This window comes from Kitasatospora sp. NPDC023118 (assembly GCF_055560875.1).
Genome location: NZ_JBVHHW010000052.1, coordinates 1 through 22,214, shown reverse-complemented (window position 1 = coordinate 22,214; position 22,214 = coordinate 1). Strand labels below are relative to the sequence as shown.

The 22,214-nt window shown below is 72.8% G+C and carries 15 protein-coding genes; 6 read left to right on the top strand and 9 right to left on the bottom strand.

From position 1 onward, the window contains the following. Positions 1–453: 453 nt before the first annotated feature. Positions 454–1,407 carry a phosphotransferase family protein gene (locus ACZ3UD_RS36020; RefSeq protein WP_465597774.1) on the bottom strand — a complete coding sequence of 318 codons (954 nt, stop codon included), beginning with the start codon at positions 1,405–1,407 and terminating at the stop codon, positions 454–456. Positions 1,408–1,532: 125 nt separating this feature from the next. On the opposite strand from ACZ3UD_RS36020, the gene ACZ3UD_RS36015 reads away from it, so the two are divergent. Continuing rightward, positions 1,533–2,192, top strand: a complete 660-nt coding sequence (locus ACZ3UD_RS36015) for a zinc-binding dehydrogenase (RefSeq protein WP_465597768.1) — start codon at positions 1,533–1,535, stop codon at positions 2,190–2,192. 48 nt (positions 2,193–2,240) lie between these two features. Here ACZ3UD_RS36015 and ACZ3UD_RS36010 read toward each other — a convergent pair whose 3' ends face one another. Then, on the bottom strand, positions 2,241–2,588 hold the full coding sequence (locus ACZ3UD_RS36010; RefSeq protein WP_465597765.1) for an ArsR/SmtB family transcription factor: 348 nt from the start codon (positions 2,586–2,588) through the stop codon (positions 2,241–2,243). 298 nt (positions 2,589–2,886) lie between these two features. Here ACZ3UD_RS36010 and ACZ3UD_RS36005 point away from each other — a divergent pair, with 298 nt between their 5' ends. The 3 genes from ACZ3UD_RS36005 to ACZ3UD_RS35995 are packed head-to-tail and all read left to right on the top strand — an operon-like array spanning position 2,887 to position 5,064. Further along, positions 2,887–3,363 (top strand): MarR family winged helix-turn-helix transcriptional regulator, encoded by a 477-nt coding sequence (locus ACZ3UD_RS36005; protein ID WP_465597762.1) that lies wholly within the window; start codon positions 2,887–2,889, stop codon positions 3,361–3,363. Further along, positions 3,363–4,217 (top strand): ATP-binding cassette domain-containing protein, encoded by an 855-nt coding sequence (locus ACZ3UD_RS36000; protein ID WP_465597759.1) that lies wholly within the window; start codon positions 3,363–3,365, stop codon positions 4,215–4,217. Before ACZ3UD_RS36005 ends, ACZ3UD_RS36000 begins: the two co-directional genes overlap by 1 nt. Then, positions 4,177–5,064, top strand: coding sequence for an ABC transporter permease (locus tag ACZ3UD_RS35995; RefSeq protein ID WP_465597756.1), 888 nt, complete (start codon positions 4,177–4,179; stop codon positions 5,062–5,064). Before ACZ3UD_RS36000 ends, ACZ3UD_RS35995 begins: the two co-directional genes overlap by 41 nt. 221 nt (positions 5,065–5,285) lie before the next feature. Here the strand turns inward: ACZ3UD_RS35995 and ACZ3UD_RS35990 are convergent, their stop codons facing one another. From ACZ3UD_RS35990 to ACZ3UD_RS35970, 5 genes are all read right to left on the bottom strand, one after another. Continuing rightward, positions 5,286–6,377 carry an FAD-binding protein gene (locus tag ACZ3UD_RS35990; RefSeq protein WP_465597771.1) on the bottom strand — a complete coding sequence of 364 codons (1,092 nt, stop codon included), beginning with the start codon at positions 6,375–6,377 and terminating at the stop codon, positions 5,286–5,288. Next, positions 6,308–6,775, bottom strand: coding sequence for a hypothetical protein (locus ACZ3UD_RS35985; RefSeq protein WP_465597777.1), 468 nt, complete (start codon positions 6,773–6,775; stop codon positions 6,308–6,310). Before ACZ3UD_RS35985 ends, ACZ3UD_RS35990 begins: the two co-directional genes overlap by 70 nt. Positions 6,776–6,857: 82 nt before the next feature. Next, positions 6,858–7,196 (bottom strand): hypothetical protein, encoded by a 339-nt coding sequence (locus ACZ3UD_RS35980; protein WP_465597753.1) that lies wholly within the window; start codon positions 7,194–7,196, stop codon positions 6,858–6,860. A 774-nt stretch (positions 7,197–7,970) separates the two neighbouring features. Continuing rightward, complete coding sequence (locus ACZ3UD_RS35975) at positions 7,971–8,510, bottom strand: cysteine hydrolase family protein (protein WP_465597750.1); 540 nt, start codon at positions 8,508–8,510, stop codon at positions 7,971–7,973. Then, on the bottom strand, positions 8,507–9,022 hold the full coding sequence (locus ACZ3UD_RS35970) for a MarR family winged helix-turn-helix transcriptional regulator (protein WP_465597746.1): 516 nt from the start codon (positions 9,020–9,022) through the stop codon (positions 8,507–8,509). The genes ACZ3UD_RS35975 and ACZ3UD_RS35970 overlap by 4 nt, the downstream gene beginning before the upstream one ends. A gap of 254 nt (positions 9,023–9,276) precedes the next feature. Between ACZ3UD_RS35970 and ACZ3UD_RS35965 the strand changes: the two genes are divergently transcribed. Next, positions 9,277–9,414, top strand: a complete 138-nt coding sequence (locus ACZ3UD_RS35965; RefSeq protein WP_465597743.1) for a hypothetical protein — start codon at positions 9,277–9,279, stop codon at positions 9,412–9,414. A gap of 31 nt (positions 9,415–9,445) precedes the next feature. Here the strand turns inward: ACZ3UD_RS35965 and ACZ3UD_RS35960 are convergent, their stop codons facing one another. Continuing rightward, complete coding sequence (locus ACZ3UD_RS35960; protein WP_465597740.1) at positions 9,446–9,799, bottom strand: hypothetical protein; 354 nt, start codon at positions 9,797–9,799, stop codon at positions 9,446–9,448. Positions 9,800–9,950: 151 nt separating this feature from the next. Beyond that, positions 9,951–17,189 (bottom strand): RHS repeat domain-containing protein, encoded by a 7,239-nt coding sequence (locus tag ACZ3UD_RS35955; protein ID WP_465597737.1) that lies wholly within the window; start codon positions 17,187–17,189, stop codon positions 9,951–9,953. Positions 17,190–17,571: 382 nt separating this feature from the next. Between ACZ3UD_RS35955 and ACZ3UD_RS35950 the strand changes: the two genes are divergently transcribed. Beyond that, a complete protein-coding gene (locus tag ACZ3UD_RS35950; protein ID WP_465597734.1) occupies positions 17,572–21,921 on the top strand; it encodes a ricin-type beta-trefoil lectin domain protein in 4,350 nt (1,449 codons plus the stop codon). The last annotated feature ends 293 nt before the right edge of the window (positions 21,922–22,214 follow it).

The window sequence follows — 22,214 nt, the reverse complement described above, 5'->3', positions numbered from 1 at the left end:
GGTGTACGGGTGACAACGTCGCCGATCCTACTGCTCGCGCCTGCCCCCGCACGCCCGGTGACCGAGGGTCGGACAGGAGCGAGGGCCGCACCCGCTGCACCCGCCGCGGCCTGTGCCGGGTTGCGTGGTGACGCCGCCGGCGCCGGACGGCACCGGGTAGGGCGGGACGCGGACGCGCGGCGAGGAGCAGACGCGCGGGCAGGCGGCTCAGCAGCCGCTCACGCAAAACGCTCGGCTGGGAAACCCCAGCCGGGCCCCTGCGTACACTGGACCCTCGACGACAGCCGCATCGTCCACAACACACCCGACAACTGCGTCCCGCTGAACGCTCTGCCGGGCTGCACCGACTGACAGGCGGCCGGGGCGGTGGCTCCCGGCCGGGGCGGCCGCCGCCCCGGCGCGTATCCGGGGCCTTTTGTCCGCCGGACACGACACGCCCCTGCGGGGGCGAAGCTAGGCGTAGCGGTCGAAGAGGGCCTGAAGGTAGTCCTCCAGACGGCCCGTCAGCTTCTCGGGGGTCAGGTCGGTGCGGCCGAGCTCGCGCCAGGGCACGGCGACCTTCTGCGCGTCGGGGGCGAAGGCGAGGGCGTCCAGCAGCCGCCAGTACAGGTGGTCGGCGCCGTGTGCGGCGAGCTGCCCGCCCGCGTGTTCGTAGGCGTCGGCGAAGGCCATGCCCGCCGGGGCGCCGTGCAGCAGGGCCAGGGCGGTGGAGCAGTGGGCCACGTCCAGGTCGGCCGGGCCCCAGGAGGTCTCCACCCAGTCCACCACCGCGCTGACCGCCAACTCCGCTCCGGTGCCGGTGAACAGCACGTTGCCGGGGTGGAAGTCGCGGTGCAGGAAGCAGGAGCGGTGCGCGGGTGCCTCGCGGCGGATCACGTCCACCGCCCGCCCCCACAGGGCGCCTCGGCCGGTGGCGGTGGGCACCTGGACCCGCTCCGGGGCCGTCCACGCCTGCCAGGCGCGCTCACGCCCCGCCTCGGGCACCTCGACGGCGTGCACTGCGGCCAGCTGCCCGGCCAGCAGCAGGGCGCGCCGCCGCACGTCCCCGTCCTCCCCGACCCGCACTCCGCCCGGCAGGTGGGTCATCACCAGCGACGGATCGTCACACCAGACCCCCTGCGCGTCCACGGCCCGCAACGCGGGCGCCGGCACGGCGCTGTCCTCCAGCAGGCGCAGCACCCGCGCCTCCCGGGCCAGCAGGCCGGGCGCGTGGCGGCGGTAGAACGGTTTGACGAAGGAGCGCAGCACCAGCGCGTACGGGGCGCCGGCGCCCTCGATGTCCAGACGGCGCATCCGCGAGGTCCACCCGCCCTTCAGGGGCGTCACCCGCGCGATCCGCTCACCGGGCGCGAGCACGCCCTCCACCCACCGGCGCGTGCCGGCCCACCCCCGGACGTCGTCCTCGATCACGCACGGCAGCCTACGCCCCGCCCCGACCGGCCCACCCGCGGCCCCCGCGACGGCGAAGCGGCGGTCCCCGCGACGGCCGACCCGCGGCCCTTCGACGGCAAACCTGACGTGCGATCAAATCCGTGCAACACGCGCCGAACAACCCTTGTTCCGATCCGGATCGACGTTTGACACCGGGCCCGACCGGGGCTTGGGTGGAGATCCGGACCACGCCCGCACAGTGCACCCAAAGGGGGAGCCGCCATGCCCAGGAAAGTCGTCTTCGAGACCACCGGCGCACCGGAGGTCCTCACCGTCCGCGAGGTGCCCCTGCCACCCGCACCCCGGCCAAGCGGGGCCAGCTCCTGGACGCCGGCGCCGCCCACGTGATCGTCACCGGCGAGGAGGACCTCGTCGCCCGTGTCCTGGACATCACCAAGGGGGAGGGCGTGCGCACCGTCTTCGACGCCGTCGCCGGCCCCGGCGTGAACACCCTCGCCCAGACGATCACCCCCGGCGGGCGCCTGATCGTCTACGGCCGCCTCGACCCCACCGACACCCCCATGCCCGGCCAGGCCACGTTCGCCCCCATCACCAGCCGCTTCTACCAGATCCACGAGGTCAGCCGCGACGCGCAGCGGCTGCGCCGAGCCCACGCCTTCATCACCGCCGGCCTCGCCGACGCCACCTTCACCCCCGTCGTCGACCGCGTCTTCGAGGGCCTCGACACCATCGCCGAGGCCCACCGCTACCTGGAGGCCGGCACCCAGGTCGGCAAGATCGTCGTCACCGTCACCGACTGACCCGATCCGTCACCGGCCGGGCGTGAAAGGGAGCCGGCGTACGGCCGGTCAGGGCGCTTGCCGGGCCTCGGCGTCAGCGGCGGCGACCACCGCCCGCAACAGGCCCGGGAAGCGCCCCTCCAACTCCTGCGCGCGCAGCGCGTTCATCTTCGTGGTGCCCACGTAGTACTGGCGCAGCACCCCCGCCGCGCGCAGCACCGAGAAGTGGTGGCTGGAGGTGGAACGCCCCACCGGCAGGTCGAAGGAGCCGCAGCTCAGATCGCAGGGCGCGTGCGCGAGGGTGCGCACCACCGTCCTGCGGGCCGGATCGGCGAGGGCCTCCAGCACCTGCTGGACGCTCACGTCCTCCACACCGGGGTGCACGATCACCCGCTGCGCCACGCGTGCCCGTCCCACACCCACCACCCCTTCCCAAGCCCAGACCCCCGTCCGCCGTCACCAACAGCCGCGCACCACGCGCGACTTCACGCCGGACGCTACTACGCCCACGACCTGCGCCACGCCCGCCGCGACAGCCGTCCCCGCCGTCGAGCCGTCCGGTCGGACGGAAGAACGTCATCGATCCGCGACCGCCCGCGCGAACCGGCGCGGCTGAGCGGCCCCGACCCGTCCTGCGGCCTGCGGCGGGCGCCGACGGGCACTGCCCGCGCCCCGCCCTCGACAGATACCTCTCACTGAGAGATAAAATGAGGGCATGACGGCCGAGGCCCCGGACCTCTCCGACACCGCACTCGCGGAGGAGTTCTCCGCGCTGCTCGTCGGCATCCAGCGCATGCTCAGGCGCCGCCTGCGCCGCGGCCTGGAACAGCCCCGCCTGCGCGGCGCGCAGGTGGAACTGCTGCGACTGGTCACGCACAGCCCCGGACTGCGGGTCTCCGACGCCGCCCAGGAGCTGTGCCTGGCCGGGAACTCGGTCTCCACGCTGGTCAACCAGCTCGTCGCGCAGGACCTGCTGCGCCGTGAGGTGGACCCCGGCGACCGGCGCGCCGCGCTGCTGTACGCGACCGGGCAGGCCGAGGAGCGGATCGAGGCCTGGCGCCGGCGCCGCCGGGCCCTGGTGGGGGAACTGGTGGCGGGCCTGCCCGAGCAGGAGCGGGCGGCGCTGGCCGCCGCCCTGCCCGCGCTGCGCTCCCTCACCCAGGGTCTGCGCAACCCGCCCGAGGAGGGGTGATGGACGACACCGACCGGGACGCCGTGGTGTGCCGGGGCCTGGAGTACACCTTCCGCCACGGCCGCGGCAAAGGCCGTGAGACCCGGGCCGTCGACGGCATCGACCTGACCGTGCACACCGGCGAGGTCTTCGGCCTGCTCGGCCCCAACGGCGCCGGCAAGACCACCACCATCCGCGCGATCACCACCCTGCTGCCCGTCGGCGCCGGCATGGTGCGCGTCTTCGGCCACGACGCCACCCGCCGCCCCATGCAGGTGCGCCGCCTGCTCGGCTACGTGCCCCAGCAGCTGTCCGCCGACGCCGCACTGACCGGACGCGAGAACGTCGCCCTGTTCGCCCGCGTCTTTGACGTCCCCCGCGCCGAACGCGCCGAACGCGTCACCCAGGCCCTGGCCGCCGTCGACCTCCTCGACGCCGCCGACCGCATGGCCGCCACCTACTCCGGCGGCATGGTCCGCCGCCTCGAACTCGCCCAGGCCCTGGTCAGCGCCCCGCGCCTGCTCGTCCTGGACGAACCCACCATCGGGCTGGACCCGATCGCCCGCACCGGAGTGTGGGAACGCGTCGACGCCGTCCGCCGCGCCACCGGCATGACCCTGCTGGTCACCACCCACTACATGGACGAGGCCGACCGCCACTGCGACCGCATCGCCCTCATGGACCGCGGCCGGATCCGCGCGCTGGGTACCCCCGCCGAACTCAAGGCCCGCCTGCGCCAAAACGACCCGCGCCCGGACGACCCCACCCTGGACGACGTGTTCCGCCACTTCGCCGGCCGCGACCTGGCCGACGCCACGGAAGGAGACTTCGGCGATGTCCGCCGTACCCGCCGCACCGCAGGCCGCGTCGGCTGAACCCCCCCGAAACGGACCCGCCCCGCAACCGCGGACAGGCCCGGAGCTGGGCCTGCTGCTGGTACCCCCGCGCGCCCGCACCGGCTGGCGCCTGGTCCCCGCCCGCGTCAGCGCGATGTGCGCCGTGGAACTGCAGAAACTGCGCCACGACCGCACCGAGCTGTACACCCGCGCCGTCCAGCCCGCCCTGTGGCTGCTGATCTTCGGCGAGACCTTCACCCGCCTCAAGGCCATCCCCACCGGCGGCATCCCGTACCTGGACTACCTGGCACCGGGCATCATCGCCCAGTCCGCGATGTTCATCGCGATCTTCTACGGCATCATGATCATCTGGGAGCGGGACTCCGGCGTGCTGACCAAACTCCTGGTCACCCCCACCCCCCGCGCCGCACTGGTCACCGGCAAGGCCTTCGCCGCCGGCGTGAAAGCGGTCCTGCAGGCCGTGGTCGTGGTACTGATCGCCGCCGCCCTCGGGGTCGCCATGACCTGGAACCCGCTGCGCCTGCTCGGCGTGGTGGCGGTGGTGCTGCTCGGCTCGGCGTTCTTCTCCTGCCTGTCGATGGCCATCGCCGGGATCGTGCTGACCCGCGACCGCCTGATGGGCATCGGCCAGGCGATCACCATGCCGCTGTTCTTCGGCTCCAACGCCCTCTACCCCCTCGCCCTGATGCCGGGCTGGCTCCAGGCCGTCAGCAAGGCCAACCCGCTCAGCTACCAGGTCGACGCGCTGCGCGGACTGCTCATCCGCACCCCCTCACACCTGCCCCTGGACTTCACCGTCCTCGCGGCCGCCACCCTGGCGGGCATCGCCGCGGCCTCCGCCCTGCTGGGACGCCTGGCCCGCTAGGCGCCCCGGCCTCCGGCTCGGCGGAGCGCGGGCCGAAGGACGCGGTGCGCCCGACACCCGGCCGGCGCGTGCGCCCGCACGCCGTCGTCGACTCCCACCACGGCCGCCGCCCCTGCCACCGCCAACCGCCGGACCACTCCGCGACGGGCACGACGGCCCGGACGGGGACCAGTCGCCCCCCGGAGGCCGCCAGGACGACCGGGCGGCCCCCCAGACGGGCGTCAGGCGCCGTGGATGCCCTGACCCGGCGTCAGGATCCCCGCCGGGTCGAAACGCCGCTTCGCCCGCTCCACCCGCTCCCACAACCCCCCGTAGTGGCGCCGCCAGTCCGCGCCCGTCATCCCCGGCACCGCCCCGATCAGATACCGCTTCCCGCCCAGCTCGACCGCCCGCTCGTACAGCCGCCGGTTGCGCTCCAGCATCCCCGCCGTATCCGCCCCCGGCCCGGGAAACGCCAGCAGGTCGAAGTGCCAGCCCACCGCCTCATCCGGCAGCACCGCCAGCGGCGCCTTCACCCGCTCGCGCGCGTACGGGTAGAACAGCAGCAACCCCGCCCCCAGGTCCGCCGCCGTCAGCACCCCGGCGGCCTCGCGCATGAACACCGCCGCGCTGGAGGCCGGCAGGAACAGGCTCAGCCACGGCTTCGCCAGCCCCCACAACCCCGCCGCCCGCAGATACTCCGCGAACGCGTCCACCCTGAACGCGTACTCGCGCCAACCCTGCTCCACCACCGACGTCCCACCCGCCACCGGACAAAGCCCCGCCAGCAGCGCCTCCCGGTCCACCGCCCGCCCCGCGTCCCCGTAGGCCACCAACTCCGCCGTGTACCGCCACCGCCGCCCGTCCGCGCTGCGCACCACGTTGCCGACCTGCAGGTCGAAGCGCCCGTCGGCCAGTACCCGCTCCTGGTCGGCGAGGTAGGCGTCGAGGTCGTCGTAGGCGAGGGTGAACACGGTGGAGCGCTCGCGCACCGGCACCAGCGCCAGCGTCGCCCGCACGATGATCCCCACCTGCCCGCCACCGGCCAGCACCGCCTCGAACAACTCCCGCTCGCGCTCCCGGGAGGCCGTCACCAGTTCCCCGGTGCCGGTCACCACCTCAACCTCCTTCACGGTGTCCACCTGCATCCCGTAGCGCTGCACGGCCCCGCCGATGCCGCCCACGCTCAGCGTCCCGCCCACCGACAGGTGCAGATAGTCCGTCAGGCACGGTGGCACCCAGCCCTGGACCAGGCCCGCGTCCGTCAGCTGCGCCCAGGTGACGCCGGCCTCGACCACGGCCTGTCCGGGCCGGATCGACACGATCTCGTCCAGGCCGCGGGCGTCGATCGCGATGCCGCCGCGGGGGTTCGCCTGGCCGTAGCTGGAGTGCGACTCCAGCCCCCCCGGCCGACCGCCGCCACATCGCCGCTCTGCCCGTTGACGGCCACCGGGATGCGGTGGCGGCGGGCGAAGGCGACCGTCTTCTGCACGTCCAGCACCGAGCCGGGCCGCAGCACCGCGCGCGGCGCGGCGCGGACCAGGTGCCCGAAGTCGCCGCAAAACCGCTCCAGCCCCTCGCCCTGAAGCGTCATCGTCCCGTCCAGCGCCGGCAGAGCGGCCACATCCGCCCCGGGCTCGGCGGCCCAGGAGCGGGCGGCGGTGTTCCACCCGACGACGGCGGCCCCGGCGCCGGCGATCAGGGCACGGCGGGACAGTCCTGACCTGCTCATCTCAGAATTTCTCCGATCAGTCGTCACATAGGGATGGTTGTACCGTAACCATCCCGCGACCGCCTACCGCCCCGCACGTGCGTCACCGCCCCGCCTGCCCCAGGCGCCGCTCGATCTGCCGCAGGTCCGCCGGCGTGCAGTCCCACATCCGCAGCTGGTAGGCGGGGGCGTCGGCGGGGATCCGCGCCGAGACCGCCCGCGCCTCCTCCAGCAGCGCCCGCTGCGCCTTCGGCAGGTGGGCCACCCGCGGGCCCTCGGCCGCCTCCCGCAGCACCAGGGCGAGCTTGTAGGCGTAGACGCGCGGGCTGACCGTGAACAGCACCCGGTAGACCCACAGGCCCTCCTCCCCGTCCAGGATCCGCTCGTTGTGGCTCAGCAGCCGCACCCGCGCCTTCAGCACCAGGTCCGCGTGCACGTTCATGTTCCGTGTCCCCCTTCGTCGTTGCCCATCCGCGCACCCGCCCCCGGCGGCACCGGGGCGCGACGGCTCGCGCGCCGGCCGCCCGGGAAAGCGGGCGGCGGCGCGTCGGGCCGCGGTGGGGGATGGGATGTTGCACGAGTGTGCGCCCCGCCAGGGGGCCTGGACAAGGTGAAACCGGGGTGCGCTAGGTCCTACCGCAACCCTGGCCTGACCTGGCAGGATTGGGGTCGGCACCCTCCCGGGGCCCGGGTCGGGAAACCCGTTGCACCCCCGAGAGCGCTGCGCAACAGTGGTCGCGGACGACACCGCACGCCGCGCGCGGCGAAGGAGGGGAGTACGCCATGAACGCCGTGACAGCCCGAGCCGCCCATGGCCGTGGCTATCGCCGCCTCCCGGCTGCGCCCCGCGTCGCCGCCGTCCCTGCTCGGGCGCGCTGAGCACGCGCTGCCGCACCGCGAATTCCCGCGCATTCCCGCGCATTCTCCGTGTAGAGCAAGGATGTTGACGCCCCTGAGGGCGAGCTGGGCACTGGAGAGCCCAAGGGCCCGGGACCTCCCCGTCGCCTCTGGCCGGACCCGTGTGGCCGGGTCGTGAGGGAACCGGCTCCCGGGACGGACCACGCACGATGGGGGTACCTCCCGGCCGAAGGCTGGGGGAGCGTGTCGCCTGGCGGGGTTGAGTACGCCGGGTACCGGTGCGCCCAGGACCGTTCGGGGCGTGGACTGATCAGGAGTCACTCCCGATCAGTCCACGGGAACGGTGTGTCCCGGTCGGTCAGGCGCGGCCGGTGAGGAGGGCGTCGGTGTCGGTGACGGTGACGCCCAGGTCGCGCAGTGCCTGGAGGGTGGCGGTGTGGCCGGGGGCGGCGGTGGCGGTGACGGCGTCCTCGACGACGGTGGTGGGGTAGCCGAGGGCGGCGGCGGTGCGGGCGCTCTCGCCGACGCCGTACTCGGTGGCGATGCCCGCGAGGACGAGGCCGGTGGCGCCCAGGCGGCGCAGCCGGTCGGCGAGGTCGGTGCCTTCGAAGGCGTCGATGCCGTACTTGGTGAGGACCTCGTTGCCGGGGCGGGCGTCCACGGCGGCGGCGAAGCGGTTGTGGGGGGAGTCGGGGCCGCCGTCGCTGCCGTCGAGGCGGGCGTAGCGGACCAGGATGACGGGCAGCGCGGCGGACTCGAAGGCGCTCTTCAGCCGGGCGGCCGAGCGGACCACGGCGGCGCCGCTCAGCGGGGCGGTCGGGCGCTCGACGATCCACTGCTGGAGGTCCACCAGCACCAGGACGGTGCCGGGGGCGAGGGCGGGGGCGGGGTCGGTCATCGGATCTCCGTAGGGTGTTGGTCGGCCGGGCCGCCCGCTCGGCCTCGGTCGGCCTTGCGCAGCGCGGCCGTGGAGCGGTCCAGGAGGTCGCGCAGCTGGGCCTGCTCGGTCTCGTCGAGGGCGTCGGCGAGGCGCTGTTCGACGCCGCGGGCCAGGGTGTCGGCCTTCCTGGTCAGCGCGCGGCCGGAGCGGGTGAGCCTGGCGACCAGCACCTTCTGGTGCACGCTGGAGGTCTCGCGGGTGATCAGACCCTTGGCTTCCAGGTTGGTCAGGATCGTCGTCATGGTCTGCGGCGTGACCATGCACTCCCGGGCGAGCTGGGCCCCGGACATCCCGGCGGACTGCTGGAGGACGAGCAGGGTCACGTACTGGGGGACCGTCAGGTCGACGGTGCGCAGCACGCGGGCCTTCTCGCCGATCAGCGCCTGCTCGGCCCGCTTGATGGCGTGGCCCAGGCGGTCGTGGAAGTCGGGCTGGGCCGGGGCGGGCCGGCTGGAGCTGTTCTCGGTCACAGTGATCGCATCCCTGGCTGCCCCGCCGGTCCGTGGTATTCGGGCTTTACGGTACATCAGTGGACTGATGCCCCCCGGCCCGGTCGCGCCCGGGTGCCGGGGACGTCAGTAGCGGGTTTCGGCGGCGGTCGGCTGGCGGTCGGCCGGCGGTCCGGGGCGTCCAGGTCGGCGGTGCCCAGGCGCAGGTCGGCGGCGGCCCCGAACCCGCCGCCCTCGCGGCCGTCCGCGACCTCGACCCCGCCCTCGCCGCCGTCGTGGTGCGCGCGCTCACCCCGGACCCGGCGATCCGCCCCGCCGACGGCACGGCCGTGCTGGAGGCGCTGACCACCCGCCACTACCCGGGCGGCGTACAGGACGAGATCACCCGGGGCTGGCGCACCCTGGCACTCTGACGCCGGAACCTTCCGGAGTTCCGTTGCCGCGTTACCGGCGGCGGACCATGGCCTGCGGCAGGCGGCCGTCGTTCCAGTAGCCGTCCAGGACGGTCAGCAGCGCTTCGGGGTCGCGCATCAGCTCGGGCGCCCGGTCGCCGTAGGCGTCCGCCAGCGGGTCGCGGTCGACGGTGCGGCGCTCGGCGGAGGTGAAGGACGAGGAGTAGGCGTGGCAGGCCGGGCACCACAGGTAGTTGATCATCGACGGGGTGTCGCGGCCGAGCTTCTCGCGGTGGTAGGAGCGCAGGCCGACGTGGCCGCAGACCGGGCAGGTGCGCTCCGTCACCGGCCGGTCCAGCTGGGCGCGCAGCGCATCGCGGTCGGTCTCGTCGTAGCGGCGGGCCATGGGGTGGGTGACCTTTCTGGTGGGTGCGGGAAAAGCGGGCGGGCCGGCCGGGGCGGGGGTCTCCCCCGCCCCGGCCGGCCCGCCGTGCTGTCGGTTCACCGGCGCGGAGCCGTCCGGCCGGCTGGGAACGCTACCAGTTGACGGATGGGGATCAGTTGTCCCCGGAGATCCTCCGCCACATCATCTGGCCGAAGTCCTCGGCGTCCTCCTCGGTTCCCTTGTCGCCGTGGATCCTCATCCCCTCCTGGTGGTGCACCTCGTGGAAGAAGGTGACCACGGCCTCCTTGATGTTGCGAAGGCCCTTGTTGGAGAGCTCGATGATCGGCAGGCCGTTGCGGCCGCGGTGCGGCACGTCGGTGAAGGTGGAGTTGGACCGGATGTAGTGCGGGCTGTTGCCGTAGTTGGTCTCGCCCGTCTCCCCGTCGTAGATCCGCTCCTTGTGGACGACGTCGTAGCGGTCCCACACGTCGCGGTACCCGGCCCGGGCGAGCGTCTCCTTGAGCCGGCCGAGGCTGACGACCGGGCCGGACTCGTACTCGTTCGGCTTGCCCTTGGGGCCGCGCCGGTAGGCGTTGCCGCTCGGGCCGGCGTCGGTGGCCTCGGGGGCCGGGCTCGGCTGTTCGGCGGTCTTGCCGCCCCCGCCGCCCTTGCCGCTGCCGCCGGGTTCCTTGCCGCCCTTGCCGGTGCCGGACTTCGGGGTCGACGGGGTGTCGCCCTTCGGGGTGGTCGGCGCCGGGTCGGCCGGGGTGGTGGTGGGCAGGTCGCCGGAGAGCAGCTTCTTGACCGCGCTGATGACGGAGTCGCCGTCCTCGACCGCGACCTTGATGGCCTTGACGGCCTTGACGCCGCTGCTGATCGCCTTGACCGCGCCGTAGCCGTCCAGGGCGAACGAGCCGACGATGCCGGTCCACTGCCCGGCGACGTACGAGGTGGAGCTGGTGTCGACGCCGAACAGCTCGGCGAGCGGGTGGTCGTCGACGTAGCCGGTGTGGCCGAGCTTGAACGGGGTCTCGTTCTCGTACCCGGTCATGCCGTTGAACACGTCGTTGTCGCCGTTGACGATGTCGGCGAACGAGTTCCAGCCGTCGGACAGGAAGTTGACGCCCCACTGGTACGGGTCGCCGACGACGGAGTCGCCGATGCCGGTGAGCCAGTTGCCGGCCGCGCCGCACCAGTCGGAGCCCCACCACAGCCCGGTCGGGTCACTGCCGGACACCGGGTTGCCGGCCGCGTAGCCGTACCCGCCCATCTGGTTCGGGTCGCCGTTCTCGAAGACCGGGTCGACCTGTAGGAAGCGGCCGATGACCGGGTCATAGTGGCGTGCCCCGAGCAGGCTCAGGCCGGTGGCGGCGTCGGCGGGCTTGCCGAGGAAGCCGTGGTTGTCGGCCCAGCTGCCCGGCGCGGTGCCGCGCGGGTTGCCGTACGGGTCGTAGGAGCGCCGGGTGATGGCCAGGGTGCCGCCGTCCACCTGGAGCTGGGCGGTGCCCTGCGGGGTGGTGGGCTGGTAGCTGATGGCGCCGTTGCTGGCGCGCACGGTCACGGTGCCGTCGGGCGAGCGGTAGTACCGCAGGCCGGTGACGGTCTTACCGGTGGCGTCGAGGTTCAGCTGCTCGTTGCCGGAGAACAGATAGAGCGTGTTGCCGCCGGGGCCGCGCTGGATCAGCAGGCCGCCGTCGGCGTCGTACAGATAGCCGCTCTTCTTGCCGTCGGTGGTGACGGCCGCGGTGCGTCCCTCCTCGTTGTAGTCGATGCTCTGGTTGCCGGCCTTGGCACCGGTGGTGACCCGGGTCTGGGTGTTGCCGGCGTCGTCGTAGCCCGGGGTGAGCACGATGGTGCCGGTCGCGGTGCGGGTGGTGACGGTCGAGACGGCGTTGGGCCGCTTGGCCGGGGTGACGCCCTGGCCCGGGTAGGTCAGCGCCTGGACGGTGTCCTTGGCCGCGTTCCCGGTGACGTCGTGGCTGATCTGCTGGGTGCGGTCACCGAGCTGGTCGAACTGCCAGTCCTGCCAGTAAGCGGCGGGGCCGCCGACGGTGGCCGGGGTGGGCCGGGTGGTGTTGCAGCGGGCCAGCTGGCCGGCGGTGGCGGTGGTGATGCCCTTGGTGTCGGTCCAGGCGCTGATCAGCCGGCGCTGGGCGTCGTAGCCGAAGCACTGGGTGTCGGTGACCCGGTCCGTGCCGCCGCTGGACTGGACCTCGGAGACGGTGGTCAGATTGCCCGCCGGGTCGTAGCCGAAGGTCGTGTCGGAGATCGGGTTGGCGGTGTTGTTCTGCAGGGTGACCCGGTTGGTGGCCAGCCGGCCGGTCGCCGCGTCCCAGGTCTGCGCGGTGCGCAGCTGCTTGGTCGGCGTGCCGACGGTGGTCTGGACGACCTGGCCGAGCGGGCTGTAGTTGACGGTCGCGACGTACGGGCGGCTGGGCGAGCCCAGGCTGACCAGGCCGCCCTCCAGGTTGTAGCCGTAGCCGATGGTTTCGGCGGGCAGGCCGCCGTCGCCGTTGAAGGACGTCGAGGCGAGCATGCCGACGTTCTCGGTGTAGGCGGCCTTGGCGGTGTAGGTGCCGGCCAGGGCGCCTTCGGCGGCGGGGATGACGGTGCTGACGGAGGTCGGCTGGCCGACCGCGTTGTAGCCGTCGACCCGCTGGACGTAGGCGCTGCCGTTCTTCCCGCCCACGTACCGGGTGGAGGCGACTGGCAGGCCCTTGCCGAGCTTGTCGTAGGTCCACTCGGCGAGCAGCTTGGTCGGGTCGCCGGTGTCGGTGCCGGAGTACTCGGCGGTGCGGCGGCCCAGCTGGTCGTAGGTGAACGACAGGGTCTGTTTGCGGGCGTCGGTGGTGCTGGCGAGCCGGCCCAGCGGGTCGTAGGTGGCGCCGGAGGAGCCGGCGGCCGGGTCCGTCTGGGACGTCATCCGGCCCTGGAGGTCGTAGCCGTACGTCCAGGTGTTGCCCGCGTTGTCCTGGACGGTGGAGATCTGCCCGCGCGCCGTGTAGGTGTAGCGGGTGGTGATGTCCGCGGCCGGCGCGGTGCCGGCCGTGCCGGCGGACCAGAGCCGGGCGTTCGTGGCGTCGTAGACCGCGACGTCGTCGTCGGCCTGGACCTTGAGGTAGCCGCCGGGGTGGCCGGCGGTGCCGGTGGACCACAGGGTGGTCTTGCCGGTGGCGTCGAGGACGACCAGGTTGCCGTCGGCCTGCATGACGGCGTAGGCGCCGGGGTGGCCGCCGGTGCCGCTGGACCACAGGACCTTCTCGCCGACCAGGGCGGTCAGCGCGAGGTTGCCGTCCGGCTGCATGCCGAGGCGGACCCCGGCGGAGACCACCGAGGTGCCGGAGGAGATCCGGCTGCCGCCGGCGAGCTGCCGGTCGGGGGTGTTGTCGCGCTGGACGCGCACGGTGGTGCGGCCCTGCGCGTCGGTGTAGGTGGTGCCGGCCTTGCCGCCCTGCGCGGGGGTGGTGTCCACCCGGTCGGCGCCCTGGTAGCTGACGGAGCTCTGCCACAGGGTGCTGGCGAAGGAGACCAGCGTGGTGGTGACGGGCCGGCCCTGGCCGTCGAAGGTGGTGCGGGTCACGGACGGGCCGGTGCGGTTGGTCTCCGCCCACATCGTGCTGCTCGGCGCGTGGTCGGCGTCGGAGTAGGTCGCGATGCTGGAGACCGCCCAGCCGTGCGAGTCGTAGTAGGTGGAGGACACCAGCCGGCCGGCTGAGTTGTCCGCCGGGGTCGACTGGGTCTGCCGGGGCTGGAGGGTGCCGTCGTAGATGGTGACGGCGGTGCTGTAGGAGCCGTCCTCGCGCAGGCTCCTGGTGGTGACGGAGGAGGGCGTCGGGTTGTCACCGGCGCCGTGGACGTCGTAGGAGTAGACCCGGTCCGGGATCTGGGTGGCCTTGTTGCGGCCCGGGGACCAGACCTTCTCCCGGCGGCCGAGGGCGTCGTAGGTGGCGTCCGTCACCTGGTTGTTGACGTCCTCGGAGTGGGTCACCGAGGCGCGGCCGGGGGAGACGGTGCTGGTGGCCGTCCACTTCAGCGGGTTGGTGGTCGACAGGGTGGTGGGCAGCACGCCGGTCTCGGGCTGGTACCCGGTGGTCGTGGTCTGGCCCGCCGCGTCGGTGCTGGCGGTGACCCGGCCGTAGCGGTCGTAGGACATCCCGCCGAGGGTCTGGAACTGCGGCTGGCCCTTGTCGTCGTAGCCGGTGACCGCCTGGGTGGCGGTGACCAGGCCGAGCGAGGTGCCGTTCTGGCCGAGGACTCCGTAGGTGCCCGGGTGGTCGACCGAGCCGTCGCCGTCGTAGAAGATCCGCTTGTGGGAGAGCGTGGTGTTCTTCCCGGGCGCGGTGCCGCACGGGCCGGCGACGCTGATCGTCTCCTTCGGGGAGACCAGCATCATCGGGTTGTCCGCAGGGGCGTCCGCGTAGGTGGTGGTGGTGCAGGTCTCCTGCTTCGGGTCCGCCAGGTCCGGCTGGTCGTCGTCCTTCCAGATCCGGCCCTGGCCGTCGAAGGTGGTGCTGGTCCGGGCGGTGCGCCAACTGCCGTCGGACAGCAGGCTCATGGTCCGCGAGGAGGTCGCGGTGATCTGGCGGGCCGTGAGGTCCGGCAGGGTGGAGAGCTTGTCCGGCGCCGGGTCCTCGGAGGTCCACGCCTTTCGACTGGCGCTGGCGGTGACCTTGGAGGTCGGCGGGTCGGCCAGGGTGCGGGTGACGACGCTGCCGCCGGCCTTGGTGTAGCCGAGCGTCTGGTACGGGGTGCCGGCCAGCCACGGGCTGTCGGTGATCTCCTCGCCCAGCGCGTTCTTCACCTTGACGCCACGGGTGGTCCCGTCCGCCTTGTAGTCGCCGTCCATGCCCTGGAGGTAGGAGACGGTGCTCTGGGTGATCGGGTCCGGCGCCGCGCCGGTGGTGGTGGTGACGGTGCGGTAGCCCCGGAAGTCGTTCCAGGTGCGGTGCTTGTCGTCGGTCAGCTCGGAGTCGTCACGGTGCCACGCGGCTCCGTCGCTGTAGGTGTAGCGGGTGACCTTGGCGGGCGAGCCGGCCTTGGTGCGGTCGCTGTCGGTGACCTGCTCGACCAGGGTCTTGTGGAACCAGTCCTCGATCGGCTCCACGCCGCCGGGGGTGTTCCAGTAGACCTGATAGCAGGCCATCGTGTCGCTGTCCGCCGAGGCGGGCATGGTCTTCTTCTCGCGCGAGCACTCCGGCGCCCGGTAGGTGACGGCGATCGACTCGCCGGTCTCGGTCTGCACGCTGGAGACGCGCGGGTGATACAGCGGCGGGGCGGCCGGGGTGAGGCCGTCGACCCGGTTGTCCATCTCGATGCCGGTGAAGGTCACCGGGTCGAGGGTGACCGGCCCGCTGCCACCGGCGGAGGTGTCCTTGCCGGTGTGGACGATCGAGGACAGCCACATGACCGACTGCAGCGAGCCGGTGGCCTTCGGGTCCTGGGTCTTTCCGGTGACCGGGTCATAGGTGCCGCCGGCGTCGGAGAAGACGTGGTCGAGCTCGTAGGTGTCGACGTCCTGCCACCCGGAGGCGGTGCGGACCTTGGTGTCGATGCCCTTCAGCCGGTAGCTGGACCAGAAGGTCGGCCCGCCGGTCAGGCAGACGCCGTCCGTCTTGTCGTCGTCGCCCACCTTGTTCTTCCAGTCGGACTCGCAGTGCAGGTCGTACGGCGTGTCCGGCCAGTTCGCGGCGGTGTCCGAGGAGAGGTTGCCGTCCTTGCAGACGCTGTCCGACTTGGTGCAGCGCTGCGCTGCGCGGAAGACCACCTGGGCGGCCGGCTCCCGGCCCGCCCGGGCGTCGGCCAGCTGGTAGCCGTAGGAGATCTTCGTCAGCCGGCCACCGCGGGTGTACTTGGTGATCGTGCCGCCCTTGTCGTCCTTGGCGACCTGGCCGTAGCCCATGTTGTAGTAGTTGGACTCGGTCGCCCAGTCGTAGCGCTGGACGTTGCCGTGGGCGTCGACGACGAAGTCCAGGTTGAACCGCCAGCCGACCGGCTTGTCGCACTGGGAGTCGTCGCCCTTGTCCGAACTGTGGCAGGGGTCAGCGGACTTGGGATGATAGACCGGTACGCCCCAGGCGCTGTCGGTCGCGTCGTCGGAGGTGGTGCCGGGTGCGTGGTTCAGGCCCAGGTAGTAGGCGGTGCCGTCGGTCGTGGTGACCTTGAAGTACTCGCCCTGCCACAGGCCGTTGGCGGCGTCGGTGAGCCGCTCGATCTTCGTGCCGTCGTCGCTCTGGAGGTGGTACACCCCGTTGTCGTCGCGCAGCAGCCGGCCGTTGTGGCTGCCCAGCTGGAGCGTCGCGTTCCAGCCGGCCCAGCACTCGTCGCCGGAGTCCTTGATCCCCTGGTCCTTGCAGCTCTTGTAGGAGCGCTCGATGAAGCCGGGGGTGTACGACCAGCCGTCACCGATCCACGAGGACTGGGAGTTGCGCGCGGAGGTCTCGCCGTCCACCGACTGGGAGTCGTAGGAGAGGCTGACCGTCGGCGCGGTGCCGCCCAGCGAAGGGGGCACGGTGACGGGGTAGTGGTAGGTGAAGGCGCCCGAGGCCGAGGCCGACCAGGAGCCGGAGGCGGACAGCGAGGTCGCGCCGAAGTCGCCCTGCGAGCCGCTGGAGCCCGCCACCGCGGCCACCGCCATGCCCCCGGAGGAGGCCTGCGCGGAGGGCGCCGCGAAGAAAGAGGACTTCTCGGCTCCCGCCGAGCCGGGCAGCGCGACCGTGCCGCTGACCTTCCGGCTGACGGGGTCGTTGACCGACTCCAGCGGGGTGCGGGTGCGGCAGGCGGCCACCTGCGGGGTGGTCAGCGCACAGGCGGGCATCGCCACCAGGTGCAGCCGGGACGCCCAACCGCCGCCGTAGGCCTGCTCGATGGAGCCGTAGTCGAGGGAGACCGACACGCTGCCCGCGTCGGTTCCGCGGTCGGCGCGGCTGAGGCCGACCAGCAGGCCGTCCACGCCGGCTCCCCGGGCCTGCCCGCGGTCGGCCACGGTGACCTGCACGGCGGACACCGGTGACACCGGGGCGAGCGGGGCGGCCAGGGCACGGGCCTGCGCACCGAGGGCCGCCGGAGCGGCCGGCGAGACGGAGACCGGCAGCGAACCGGCCTTCACCGCGCCCGCGGGCGCGGCCAGGCTGCGCACGGCGGGCGCGCCACCGAGGTCGACGGTGGCGCTGGCGGCGGCGGGCCACTGCGGGCCCTTCACCTCGTGCGGCTTCAACTCCCGGGCGCCGGCCGGGAGCACCGGCTTCGGGGCGTTGCCCGCGGGGCTGTCCGCCGGGTGTCCCGGCACCTTCGGCTGGGACGGGAGCGGGTCCGCGTCCCAGACCCTGTCCGTGTAGCGGTAACCGCCCACCACGGAGTCGGCGACCGCGAAGGGTGCCGACAGCGCGAGGGCGGTGACGGTCGCGACCGTCACCGCTCCTCGTTTCATCCAGGCCCTACCACGGGCCCTGTCGAGTATGCGGAATCCCTGTGATCCGCGTGGTCCTGCGCGCATGCGCACAATCCCCCATGAAAACGAACTGTGACGATCGGCTGAGGTCACGTCAGCTGACGGGCCGTCCTCGGCCCGGCTGGAACCGTATTGCCATGACAAAGAGTCAGCAATACCCTTCCCCAGAAGTCACACCGTCCTCATTCGCCACACAGGTTCGCCAAGACGTTCACCAAGTGGTCGGAGACGGACGGAACGACCGCAATTCCGACACACCCGCGGCCCGTGCGACGCATCGCTCTGTGAGAAGGACCACAGCGGCGTGCCCGGTGGCCGCTTCCGGTCCTCGAAAGGACGACGACACATGGGGGAGCGCACCCGCGCCCGGAGCCATCCGGCCCGAATACCGACACGCCGCCTGGCGGTCTCGGCGGTGGTCACCGGGCTGCTGCTCGGCACCGTCGGTCCGGCGGTGGCGGACGACGTGCCGGTCGACGCCGGAGCCGCGGCGGGCAGCGCCGCGGCCTCGCCGCTCACGGCTGCGAAGGCCGAGGCCGTCCGCACCGGCAAGCCGGTCTCCGTCGACCGGCTCACCACCGAGACCGACGAGACCGTCGCCAACGCGGACGGCACCTTCAGCGTCACCACCCACCTCCAGCCCGCCCGGGTCCGCCGGGGCGACGGCTGGGCGGCGGTGGACGCGGTGCTGGTCCGCAACGCCGACGGCAGCCTCTCGCCGAAGGCCACGCCCTCCGGACTGGCCCTGTCCGGCGGCGGCAGCGGCCCGCTGGCCACCCTCACCGACGCCGTGGGCCACCGGCTCTCGTACACCCTGCCGTTCCCGCTGCCCGCCCCGCAGGTCAGCGGCGACACCGCCCAGTACGACGGGGTGCTGCCCGGCGTCGACCTCAAGGTCACCAGCACCGACCAGGGCGGCTTCCACGAGGTGCTGATCGTCCACGACGCGAAGGCCGCCGCGAACCCGGCGCTCGCCTCGCTCCGTCTGACGGCCACCACCAGCGACGGCCTGGCGCTGAACGCGGACGCCGACGGTCGGGTGGCCGCGACCACCTCCGACGGCACGGCCGTCTTCCGCTCCCCCACGCCGCTGATGTGGGACTCGGCGCGCACCGCTCCCGGTACGGCCCCGACGGCCGCGCCGCAGGCCGGCGCCGCGCCGCTGGGCGCCGCCCCCAAGACGGCCGCCGCCCCGAAGGCCGCGGCCCCGGCCGCGGAGGGCGCGGGCGACCCGACGGCCGCGCCGACCACCGCGCCGACCGCCACCGCGCAGCCGGCCACGGCCTCCACCGCCGAGCAGCCCGGCACCGCCGCCCAGGTGCGGCCGATCGCGGTGACCAGCTCGCCCGGCGCGCTCACGCTCGTGCCGGACGCGGGCCTGCTCACCGACCCCGCCACGGTCTACCCGGTGTACATCGACCCGTACACCAGCCCGATCACCAGCAAGAAGAGCCACTTCATCACGGTGAAGGAGGGCTGTCCCTCGCAGAGCGCGTACGACGACGCCCAGGACAACGGCGAAGGCGTCGGCTACCAGCACTGGAAGGAGTGCTACGGCCTCAACCGCGCCTACTTCGAGATCAACATCGGCAACCTGACCAAGTCCATGGTGATCTCCAAGTCGACGGTCCACCTCACCTCGACGTACGGCGCCTCCTTCGACTGCGACAACGAGACCGACGTCAAGCTGGCGACGGTCACCGGCATCAGCGGCTCCACCACCTGGAACCACCAGCCGGACGTGAGCGGTGACGGCTACATCGGCGGCACCCAGAAGGTGAAGAGCTCCAACCCCTCCCAGCACTGCGGCGACCACGACGCCAACTGGGAGGTCACCGGGCAGATCAGGAAGCTGGCCGGCGAGAAGGACAGCTGGACCTTCGGGCTGTTCGGCAACGAGTCCAAGTCGTTGAGCAACAACGACTTCGTCCGCTTCGCCAACAACCCTTACCTGACCACGGTCTTCGACATCGCGCCGTCGGTGCCGGACAAGCTGGGCACCACCCCGGCCGCCGTCTCGCCCGCGAGCAACGGCTGCGACGGCGCCGAGCCCGGCTGGATCGGCCAGTCCGGCCTGGCCGGCGACGCCTCCGACATCACCCTGAACGCGCGCCTCAACACCGACATGACCGGCGTCAACCTGCGCGCCCGGTACGAGGTGTGGGACACCAAGATCGCCGACTCGGCCGGCAACTCCACCGGGAAGGGCTCGCCCGTCAGCGGCTGGGTCAGCGACGGCGGCACCACCCGTCAGAACATCGGCTTCAAGGTCGCGGACGGCCACCAGTACGGCTGGCACGTGCGGGCCGACGACGACACCCTGATGAGCGGCTGGTCCCCGAACTGCTACTTCAAGGTGGACCTCAGCGCGCCGAGCGTGCCGACCTTCACCGACTCCCCGGTGTTCCCGCCGCTCGGCAGCGACCACGCCCCCACCGGCCACGCCGGCGACACCGGGGTGAAGATCGCCGTCAGCGCCAACGACCCGACGCCGACCGGCTGCACCCGCGGCTCCTGTGTCAGCAGCGGCATCGACCGCTTCGAGTACGCGCTGGACGTCAACATCCCGGCCAACGGGGCCACCAAGGTGGACGCCGTCCAGGCCGGCGGCGGCAACGCCACCGCCGAGATCCCGCTCGTCCTCAGCGCCGCCCAGTGGGGCGCCCACACGCTGTTCGTCCGGGCCGTCGACAACGCCGGCAACACCCAGGGCACGGTGGGCCAGTACAGCTTCTTCGCCCCCTGGAACCCGAACGCCAAGGTGACCGCCGGCGACGTCGACGGCGACGCCGTGCCCGACCTCCTCGCCCCCACCACCGGCGGGGACCTCGTCCTGGTGCGCGGCAACGCCGACCCGGCCGCCCCGCCCGTCACCGTCTCCGCCAAGGCGCAGAGCCCGGACGGCACCGGCTGGAACAACTACCTGGTCGCCCACCGCGGCACCGCCACCGGCACCAACGTGGACGACCTGTTCGCCTACGACAAGGCCACCCACGAGCTCTACCTCTATCCCAACGACGCCATCACCCCCGGCGGCACCAGCGGCCACTTCACCCTGACCCAGAACGTCGTGGCGATCCGCAACTCCGGCAGCTGCCCGGCGAAGGGTTCGGACGGCACCTGGAACAACGTCAGCCAGATCCTGGCCCCCGGCAAGCTCGCGGGCTTCGCCGACGCCCCCGACCTGATCACCGTCGACAAGGGTGAACTCTGGTACTTCCCGGGCACCTTCCAGGCCGGCTGCAACCTCGCGGCAGGTGTGCGGATCGGCACCGGGGACTGGTCGAACACCACCCTGCTGGCGCCCGGCACCGTGAACGGCGTGCCGACGCTGTGGGCGCGCAACGACACCACCGGCGCGGTCAGCAGCTTCCCGCTGACCTTCGCGGGCGGCGTTCCGACCACCCGGATCGCCGCTCCGACCGGCGCCGCGCTGGTCTCCGGCGTCCTGGACACCGCGAACAAGAACCTCTGCCTGGACATCGACCACGCGCGGACCGCCAACGGCACCGCCGCGCAGATGTACACCTGCAACGGCACCGACGCCCAGACGTTCACCCTGGGCGCCGACCACACCGTGCACGTCATGGGCAAGTGCCTGGACGTGGTGAAGGGCGGCACCGACAACGGCACCCCGGTACAGCTCTACCAGTGCAACAACACCGGCGCCCAGCAGTGGGTCCCCGGCCCGTACCCGGGCACCCTCAAGAACCCGCAGTCCGGCCGCTGCCTGGCCGACCCGGCGAGCAACCGCAACCCGCGCACCCAGGTGATCATCTACGACTGCAAGGACATCGCGGACCAGAAGTGGGCCGCCGCCAGCGGCAACCTGCTGCCCGCCGCCCAGCCCGTGCTCCCGCTCGGCGTGGGCGAGAAGGACTACCCGACCGTCGCCTCCCCCGGTGACGTCCAGGGCACCGGCTTCCCGGCGCTCTACGCGGGCAGCGGCTCCGGCCGGCTGGTGGAGTACCCGGGCGCCGCGGCGGTCGGCGGCCTGGCCCAGTTCAATGCCCCGGTGTCCATCGGGCACGTCCACCGGCCGACCGCCTGGTGGAAGCTCGACAGCACCGAGGACAGCGTCCGCACCGACGGCGCCCTGACCCTCTACGGCACCGCCGCCGTCGTCGCCGACCCGGACCGCGGCAGCGCGCTCGCCCTCAACGGCACCACCGCGTTCGCCGACACCCCCGGCCCGGCGCTCGACACCAGCCGCAGCTACACCGTGTCGGCCTGGGTCAAGCTGACCAGCCTGACGAACAACTCGAGCTTCGTCTCGCAGTCCGGCACCACCGGCAACGGCCTTCAGCTGTACTACTCCAGCGGCGCCCACGCCTTCGCCTTCGGCCACGGCCACGCCGACGACACCGCCGGCGCGTTCACCAGCGCCTACGGTCCCACCACCGGTCCGCTCAGCCCGAAGACCAACACCTGGTACCACCTGGTGGGCGTCTTCGACGCGGACAGCCAGCAGCTGAAGCTGTACGTCGACGACGAGACGGCGGCCAGCGCCGACTACACCGGCACGGTGTGGAACGCCACCGGCCCGGTGCAGATCGGCCGCCGCAAGTACCAGGGCTCGTACGGCGAGTACACCGCCGGCCGGGTCGCGGACGTCCAGCTCTTCGCCGAGGCCCTCACCCCGGGCGGCGTCCGCTCCATCGGCAAGGACCGCCCGGTCCCGACCCAGCTCAGCTGACACCCGTCAGCCCGGCGCCCACGGCCCCGGTCGCCCCTTCCCGGGGGCGGCCGGGGCCTTCGCTTTCGGGGTCCGGTTCCGACGAGGGGTATGACGACCGGCCAGATGTCGGCGCTGAACCATACGGCCATCTCACCGCCGGTCCACACGGTGACCGGTGGGTACAGCCGTGGTCGCCCCGTGAACCGACGGCACCTGGATGACTGATGCCAAGGGCTCGCTGGCACGCATGACATGAAGCGAGGGAGTCCAAAGATCGGTTGTGACGCCTGATCTGGACTCCCTCGCGACCG

Coding starts and splice junctions, on each gene's coding strand:
- ACZ3UD_RS36005 (WP_465597762.1), top strand. CDS start 2,887: ATGACGGCCGAGGCCCCGGACCTCTCCGACACCGCACTCGCGGAGGAG.
- ACZ3UD_RS35950 (WP_465597734.1), top strand. CDS start 17,572: ATGGGGGAGCGCACCCGCGCCCGGAGCCATCCGGCCCGAATACCGACA.
- ACZ3UD_RS35980 (WP_465597753.1), bottom strand. CDS start 7,196: ATGAACGTGCACGCGGACCTGGTGCTGAAGGCGCGGGTGCGGCTGCTG.
- ACZ3UD_RS35975 (WP_465597750.1), bottom strand. CDS start 8,510: ATGACCGACCCCGCCCCCGCCCTCGCCCCCGGCACCGTCCTGGTGCTG.
- ACZ3UD_RS35995 (WP_465597756.1), top strand. CDS start 4,177: ATGTCCGCCGTACCCGCCGCACCGCAGGCCGCGTCGGCTGAACCCCCC.
- ACZ3UD_RS36000 (WP_465597759.1), top strand. CDS start 3,363: ATGGACGACACCGACCGGGACGCCGTGGTGTGCCGGGGCCTGGAGTAC.
- ACZ3UD_RS35985 (WP_465597777.1), bottom strand. CDS start 6,775: ATGAGCAGGTCAGGACTGTCCCGCCGTGCCCTGATCGCCGGCGCCGGG.
- ACZ3UD_RS35960 (WP_465597740.1), bottom strand. CDS start 9,799: ATGGCCCGCCGCTACGACGAGACCGACCGCGATGCGCTGCGCGCCCAG.